This is a genomic window from Candidatus Acidiferrales bacterium, assembly GCA_036514995.1.
Classification (GTDB): Bacteria; Acidobacteriota; Terriglobia; order Acidiferrales; family DATBWB01; genus DATBWB01.
This window is the reverse complement of record DATBWB010000103.1, coordinates 1-6,887: the sequence shown is the minus strand read 5'-3', so window position 1 is coordinate 6,887 and position 6,887 is coordinate 1. Positions and strand designations below refer to the sequence as shown.

Genomic DNA, 6,887 nt, shown 5'->3' with positions numbered 1-6,887 from the left:
CCGCCGCGGCGGGCACAATAAGTTGGGACGGCACTAATCGGTCTGGCGTGCCGGCTCGGAGGGCGGTAGAGCGGCTTCGAAATGGCTCTGGATGGCGGCCAGTGTGCTCTCCACTTTCCGTTTCCAGTAGATGCGATATTCTTCGGGAACGCTTGTCTCGGAATAACGTTTGTAGGTTTCGCTCAGATAGCTGCGCAAGCGAACTCGCTTGGCTTCAAGCTCCAGGCTCCAGTCGTCCACTACCTTGCGAACGTGCTGGGCCAGTTGCCTGGCCTCCTCGGCCAGCCGGTCGTGCCATTCGTGGAGCTGTCGCAGGGAATCCACGTAGTCGCGGTTGTCCTTGACGATTCGGCGAGCGAGATATTTTCCTTCAAGGCGGATCAAGAAGTTAAACCAGCGATGCTGGCCGGAGAAGAGCCGGCCCACCGCGTCGTGCACGGAATAAAACTTTTTGGAAGCTTCGAAGATTCCCTTCTGAAGCTCGAGGGGAGAGATCTGATGCGATTGCACGACAGCGTGTTGCGCATCAAAGAGGTGCCACTGGCCCCAGCAAAGAACGCGGCCCTCTTTTTGCAGGCGCCGCGTCAGCGGCGGGCCGGGCACGGCGGTGAGGGCAAAGAATTGAGCGGTGTCGAGCCGCATCTCCCGGGAAAAGCGCAGGGTGTCATCGATGGTTTCGGCCGTATCGGCATCCGAGCCGAGCACGAACATGCCGTGGACCTTGATGCCGGCGCGGTGGTAGTTCTCAATCGCCTGGCGGTTGCGCTCGACGGTGGCATGCTTGTTGTAAAGTTTGAGCGTCTCGGCGTTGACGGACTCCAGACCGATGAAAACGGTGGAGCAATGGGAGCGTTTCATCAGCGCGAGCAGCTCCTTGTCCTGAGCTGATTCCACCCGGACCTGAGCAAACCAGCGCGGGAGGCGGATGCCTTCGCGCAGCACTCGCTCCAGGATGCGCTTGGTCCGGGCGCGGTTGGCGGCAAAGATGTCGTCGCCGAAAAAGAGCGTTTTGCGCGTCATCCGGAGAGTGTCTTGGAGCAAGGCAATGGTCGCGTCGTCATCGAGGAAACGAAACTGTTTTCCGAAGTTCTCAATCACCGAGCAGAATTCGCACTCGAACGGGCAACCGCGCGACGTGTTGACCACCATGTGGGTGATCTCGTCGAGCGTCTCGCGCGACAGCACCGGGAAGGGCAAGCGCGAAAGCTCTTCGCTCGAAAGAAAGGGCCGTTCGGCCGTCCGGCAAAACTCGCCGCCGGGGCCGTTGTAGCAGATGCCGGCCAGGTCCCGGAGCGAAGGGTTTTCAAAATCATCGTCAAAGCGATCGAGGAGTTCGGGAAAGGTATGGTCGCCTTCGTGAAGGACAACCACGTCGCCGAACTGCAATGCCTCTTCCGGCAGGGCGGTGGTGTGCGGCCCGCCAAAGACAATTTTCTGCCGAGGATTCATCTCCCGCAGGCGAGTGGCAAGCTCGTAGGATTGGTTGGCGGTCCGAGTGATGGCCGAGAGCCCTACTACATCCGACTCCGCCAGGCGTCGCCACTGCGCCGGCGTAAGTTTCTGTTTGGTGCCCTTATTGAATTCGGGGTCGAGCGAAACCACATCGCGGTAGCCGCCCGCCCGGCAAACCGCCTCCAGGATGGGCAACCCTCGCGCCGGCATCCGCAAAAGCGAATAGATGTCACGAGCGGGCTTGCCCTCGAGCCGGCCGTCCACCGTCGCTTCCAGCTCTACAAGCGTGATCGCAAGATTCTTGTTCACAGTTTTGCTCCCTCCCCGCAATCAGAGGCCCTCGTTGCCCTTCGACCTCTTCCAAAACTCGAAAGTGTACCATTTTGAACGCAAACGTGGCCAAACGGAAGCAAAAAAAGAGCCGGGCAAGGCGTATTTAGCAACTCGACCGGGCTGGCGGTGTTTCAGGGAGGAGCGAACGAAAGGGCTTTGGTTTTCCTCTGCACCCAGATTTCGACGGGCTTGGAATCCACGTCGTTGACGACCACTATAAAGCTGACCACGCCGGTCTTGCCTTCCACATCGGCAATCCTATAGCTCCGGATCTTGCCCCACGGGCTGTCATGGCCCCAGTCTTGCATGAAATCGTTGAAACTGTATTCAGGGGCAGGATTCCATTGCCCGTAGGCGCTTTCGAACTCCCCTGCCACAACCGTGTCCAAAAAGCGCGTCGTGATGCGCTTCTCCGGGTAGAAGCGGAATACCCGCCAGGCGAATGCGGCGATCACAAGCAAGGCGATCAGGACGATGACGGCTCGCCTGCGGCCGGGATGAGCCACCGGTTCCGGCTGCGTTTGAAACAGACTCATGCGCTCTATCGCTTTCCTATGGCAATCAGAAAGAGCCTATCACAGCAACCGTTTGCCCACTAGATTTGACGCTCAAAAAGCAGAACGGAAGCTCCTGCCATGATCACAGAAAACAGGAGCAGGAAGCCGACATCGGAATAGATCCCGACAAATCCGGTATTCTTCAAAAGCAGGTTTTTCAGGGCGTGGACGGCATAGGTGAAGGGGTCCGCCACCGAAAGCCATTTCAGCCAGGTGGGGAAACCCTGAGTGGGATAGATGGCGCCGCTTGGAAAAAACAACAGGGTGTTCAGAACCCCGAAAATCGCTCGCGGCACCAGCGGGTCGGAGACGCGCACCATCAGAAGGAACATGAAACTGATGAGCGCGGCTGAGGTTGCGCCGACCACCAGCAGCAGGTAGAGCAAGCGCACCGGATCATAGATTCCTGGAATGCCGGCAAGGAGCGACCCGATCAGGGTGAGGACCATGCCGGCCATGACTCCCTTGATGGTGCCCGCCAGGATGAGGCCCAGCACCAGCTCCGAGCGCTTGATGGGTGTGATGAGATAGCCCTCGTGAAGCCCCCGCGCCTTGTCGTCAATGAAGGTGATGCCGCCGGCGATCATCGCCACCACGAAAATGGCGAGCGAGATCGAGCCGGGCAAGAGATACTTCATGTATTCGATGTAAGGGTAGAGCTCGACAATCTGGAGCTGGATTTGCCGGACGAGCCGGGGATCGACTTCGGGTTTGTTGAGCGCCTCGGTGAGCTGAAGCATGCGTTCCTGCAAGGCGCTGGTCAGGAAATTGTCCGTGTTGTCCACGATGAAGCCGATGCGCGGCCGGTTTTGCTGGCCGACGCGACGGGAGAAACCGTCCGGGATATAGATCACGCCGTGGACTTTGCCGGAGCGAAGGTCGCCGACAGCCCGATCGACGCTCGCGTAATAGATCGGCAGGAATGTCCGCGGATTATTCTCGATGCCGGCAAAAAGCTCCCGCACCCGCCGCGCCTCGGCGCCGCGATCTTCGTCCACGACGGCGACCTCGACGTGCCTGATCTTTCCCCCGAAGGCGTTGCCCAGGATGACGAGCTGCATGAGGGGAAAAATCATGGAGCTGATCATGAGGGCCGGGCTGCGGAAGAATTTCCGCATGTCGCGTTCAATGATGGCCCAGATGCGGTGCAAGGCCCCCCCTACCGGTACAAATGGCTGATGTCGTACCCAAAACCTTCTTTGACCTCGTCGCGGAGGGCGCGGCCGGTATAGTGCATGAAGACATCGTCGAGGGTGGTGCTCTGGACAGAAAGCGACTTGACGGTAACCCCGTGTTGGCGGGCGCAATCCATCAGCGCCGCAACCGTCTTGCTCCCGTGGTGCGAACTGATGCGAAACGTCCCGTCGCGGGCGGTTACGCTCGCCACTTCCTCGAGCCGGCCGAGCTTTTCCAACCAATCGGCGGGGGTGCCCTCAAATTGCGCTTCCAGGATGTTTGTCCCCGGCACCGAAGCCTTGAGCCTTGCCGGCGTGTCCAGGACGACTAGCTTGCCGTGGTCCACAATGGCGACGCGGGCGCAGAGCCGGTCGGCTTCGTCCATGTAGTGGGTCGTGAGCAGGATGGTCAACGATTGCTCTTCTTTCATCTTGAGGATCATCTCCCAGACGGCGAGGCGCGAGGCCGGATCCAGCCCGGTGGTCGGCTCGTCAAGGAACAAGATCTTGGGATGGTGCACCAGGCCGCGGGCGATTTCCAGCCGCCTTCGCATGCCCCCGGAATAGTTCCGCACCAGCTCATGGCGAAAGGGGACCAGATCGACCAGCTCAAACAGGCCGGAAAAGAGTTTCTTGTGCTGCGCGGCGGGCACGCCGTAGAGCTTCGCGTGGATGAGAAGATTTTCTTCGGCGGTTAGTTCCGGGTCGGAAGTGATCGCCTGGGGGATGACACCAATGCACTGGCGCACCCCGTCGGGCTCCTTGAGGATGTCGTGGCCGTGCACTCGCGCCGTGCCGGAGGTCGGTACCACAAGCGTCGTCAGCATCCGAATCAGCGTGGTCTTCCCCGCGCCATTCGGACCCAGCAATCCGAACATTTCCCCCTCAGCCACGCTGAAACTGACGTCGCCCACGGCCACAAGATTGCCGAAATGTTTGGTGATGCGTTCGACTTCGATGGCGCCCATCTTCGCTGCCTAGCGAGTAAAGGGAAGGATTACTTCAGCCGTCATTCCGGTAGAAAGCCGGCGGCCCGGATTGTCCACGCGAACCTTGATCGAAAATGCCTTGACGTCGCGCTTGACGCGACTGACATCGCGTTGGGTGGCGAAGTCGGACTCCACGCCTTTGAAGAAAAGTTTGCCCGAAAGCAACTCGCCCGAAGGCAGGCGTACTTCGAGCTTGTCACCCAGCGCCAGCCGGCTGATGTAGCTCTCTTCCACATCCGCCTTGACCCAGAGATGGTTGAGGTCAATGATGGTTACGATCGGCGCGCCCGGCTGCACCACTTCTCCCTGCCGGGCAACCCGCACCGAAACCACCCCGGCGAGCGGCGAGAGGATCTGGGTGTAGCCGAGCCGGGTCTCGGCTTCCGCTTTCTGCGCCCGCGCTTGAGCCAGTTGCGCCCGCGTCGCGGCCAGGTCGCTTTGCCGCATCGCCACCTGTTGGCGGTTGGCCGCCGCCACCGCCAGAGCCGCCTGTTGCGCCTTGACCTGGTCGGTCAGTGATTGCACTCGCGCCCGGGAGGCTTTCATCGCCGCTTCCGCTCGATCGCGGTCCTGGGCTGAAACGACCTGCGCCTCAAAGAGTCCCTGGGCGCGCTGGAAGTCCAGTCCGGCCTGCTCGAAATCCGCCCGCGCCTCATCGAGTTGAGCGTGCGCCGCTGCCAAGGCTGCTTGCGCCTGCATCAACGAAGCACCGGTTTGCTCGTCGGACCAACGCAGGTCAGTGGTGGCGCTCGCAAGCTTCGCTTCCAAACTGCGGATGGTTGCCTCAGCCGATGTCAGTTGGGCCTTCAACTCCGGCTGGTCGAGCTGGGCAATAAGGTCGCCGTGCTTGACTTCATCGCCTTCGTCCACGGTGAGCCTTTCAATGCGGCCGAGTATCTTGGAACTGACGACCACGTCGTTGCCCGTCACGACGCCGGTCAGGACAATGTTTTTCTGGCGGGGAGAGTACACAAAATAGATGGCGAGGCTCGCCACCAGGATGCTGCCGATGAGGATGTAGAAGGGTTTCCGTTGTTGCATTCCACTCTCAGGCTCTTCGAAATAGCCCGTGCTCGATGAAATCAAAGACCGCTGCCTTGCGGCGGGCGACACTCTTGGGAGTGTAGGCATCTCGGCCCAGGACGCGCCTGAGCAGGGGCGCCGCCCCGAAGTAGAAGACCGTGACCGCGATCAAAGTCAGCACGGCGTTGCGCACATCCACCTTGCGAAATTCGCGGCGCTGGATGCCTTCTTCCACCACCCGCACCAGCCGGCGGTAGGCCGGCCGGAAATACCTCTGCACCATGTCGCCCAGCTCCCGCCCGCCACTCACCATCTCTCGCTGCAACAACCTGGGGTAATGGCGCCGCTGGTGAAGGAACTCAAAGTAGCTTTCCACATAGCGCAGCAGCTTGGCCCTCGGTCTCGCCTTCCCGTCGAGGCTTTTGCGAACGACCTCCATGAGCGGGTTGAAGTGGCTTTGGAGAACAGCCGTGTAAAGGCGCTCCTTGCTGCCGAAGTAGTAGTAGAGCAACGCCTTGTTGACGCCCGCGGCAGACGCGATTCGATCGGTGCGCGCGCCGGCTAAGCCTTGCTCGGCAAAGGCGCGTTCCGCCGCTGCCAGAATGCGGCGGGCAGAATCACCATCCGGGTTGGCTTTCGGGGTGGGCATCCTTTTAACTAACTGGTTAGTTTACTCAGCGGCGAGTGATTGTCAAGGCGAGCCGGCTCCACGCACGGCCTTGGCATGCTCGAGGAAGAGGGGAAATTCCCAGGAAGGCATACTGGAACGCCCGGCACCCATGACCGCCGGGCAAGCCGACCCCAGAATGAACCGTAACCCCACGAGGAAAGGAGACGGAACATGAGCCTCGCCCTGCTCGTCGTATTGCTGGTTACGGTTCCGTTGTTCGCCTGGGCCTATCTTCGTCTGCCGGCGTTCAGCGCCGGTGGTTTCCGGCAGTTCGGCGAACTTTGGCGCACCCGCCCCTGGGGAGCGCAGATCATCACCAACTTCTACGGCCTCGAAGTGGTTTTGGCTTTGTGGATGATTGAGGACGCGAGCGCCCGCCGGGCGTGGCCGCTGGCATTGCCTGCTCTCCTGGCGATGCCTGTCTTTGGCGCCATCCCCGCAACTCTCTATTTGCTCGTGCGCGAGCTTTGGCCGGGTGGCAGATAGCGAAAACCGCCGTCAGGGCTTGCCGGGTAACCTTCTTCAGGCCGCCAAGGTATTGTCCCCATTCTAGTGCCGTTCCAACTATTTTGGGCTAAGTTCTTCATGGACTCAGCACGTATGACTAACTATGTCGCTCCAGCTCGCTATTCTGCTCAATTAGTTGGAACGGCACTAGCCGGCAAGTGCCCCGCCCGCGCCGGAGGGG

7 protein-coding genes are annotated in these 6,887 nt (G+C 60.5%); 1 reads left to right on the top strand and 6 read right to left on the bottom strand.

Features of this window, described 5'->3' with window-relative positions:
- Positions 1–33: 33 nt before the first annotated feature.
- From VIH17_07420 to VIH17_07395, 6 genes are all read right to left on the bottom strand, one after another.
- On the bottom strand, positions 34–1,761 hold the full coding sequence (locus VIH17_07420) for a radical SAM protein (protein HEY4683065.1): 1,728 nt from the start codon (positions 1,759–1,761) through the stop codon (positions 34–36).
- Between the two features lie 155 nt (positions 1,762–1,916).
- Complete coding sequence (locus tag VIH17_07415; GenBank protein HEY4683064.1) at positions 1,917–2,321, bottom strand: hypothetical protein; 405 nt, start codon at positions 2,319–2,321, stop codon at positions 1,917–1,919.
- 59 nt (positions 2,322–2,380) lie between these two features.
- Positions 2,381–3,493 carry an ABC transporter permease gene (locus VIH17_07410; GenBank protein ID HEY4683063.1) on the bottom strand — a complete coding sequence of 371 codons (1,113 nt, stop codon included), beginning with the start codon at positions 3,491–3,493 and terminating at the stop codon, positions 2,381–2,383.
- Between the two features lie 8 nt (positions 3,494–3,501).
- Positions 3,502–4,485: an ATP-binding cassette domain-containing protein gene (locus VIH17_07405; protein HEY4683062.1), complete on the bottom strand. Its 984-nt coding sequence runs from the start codon at positions 4,483–4,485 to the stop codon at positions 3,502–3,504.
- Positions 4,486–4,494: 9 nt separating this feature from the next.
- Positions 4,495–5,547, bottom strand: a complete 1,053-nt coding sequence (locus VIH17_07400) for an efflux RND transporter periplasmic adaptor subunit (protein ID HEY4683061.1) — start codon at positions 5,545–5,547, stop codon at positions 4,495–4,497.
- Between the two features lie 7 nt (positions 5,548–5,554).
- Complete coding sequence (locus tag VIH17_07395; GenBank protein ID HEY4683060.1) at positions 5,555–6,178, bottom strand: TetR/AcrR family transcriptional regulator; 624 nt, start codon at positions 6,176–6,178, stop codon at positions 5,555–5,557.
- Positions 6,179–6,370: 192 nt separating this feature from the next.
- Between VIH17_07395 and VIH17_07390 the strand changes: the two genes are divergently transcribed.
- On the top strand, positions 6,371–6,685 hold the full coding sequence (locus VIH17_07390) for a hypothetical protein (GenBank protein HEY4683059.1): 315 nt from the start codon (positions 6,371–6,373) through the stop codon (positions 6,683–6,685).
- Positions 6,686–6,887: the final 202 nt, after the last annotated feature.

Excerpts from the sequence above, each read along its gene's own strand:
- VIH17_07405 (HEY4683062.1), bottom strand. The coding sequence starts at position 4,485 with ATGGGCGCCATCGAAGTCGAACGCATCACCAAACATTTCGGCAATCTT.
- VIH17_07395 (HEY4683060.1), bottom strand. The coding sequence starts at position 6,178 with ATGCCCACCCCGAAAGCCAACCCGGATGGTGATTCTGCCCGCCGCATT.
- VIH17_07415 (HEY4683064.1), bottom strand. The coding sequence starts at position 2,321 with ATGAGTCTGTTTCAAACGCAGCCGGAACCGGTGGCTCATCCCGGCCGC.
- VIH17_07400 (HEY4683061.1), bottom strand. The coding sequence starts at position 5,547 with ATGCAACAACGGAAACCCTTCTACATCCTCATCGGCAGCATCCTGGTG.
- VIH17_07390 (HEY4683059.1), top strand. The coding sequence starts at position 6,371 with ATGAGCCTCGCCCTGCTCGTCGTATTGCTGGTTACGGTTCCGTTGTTC.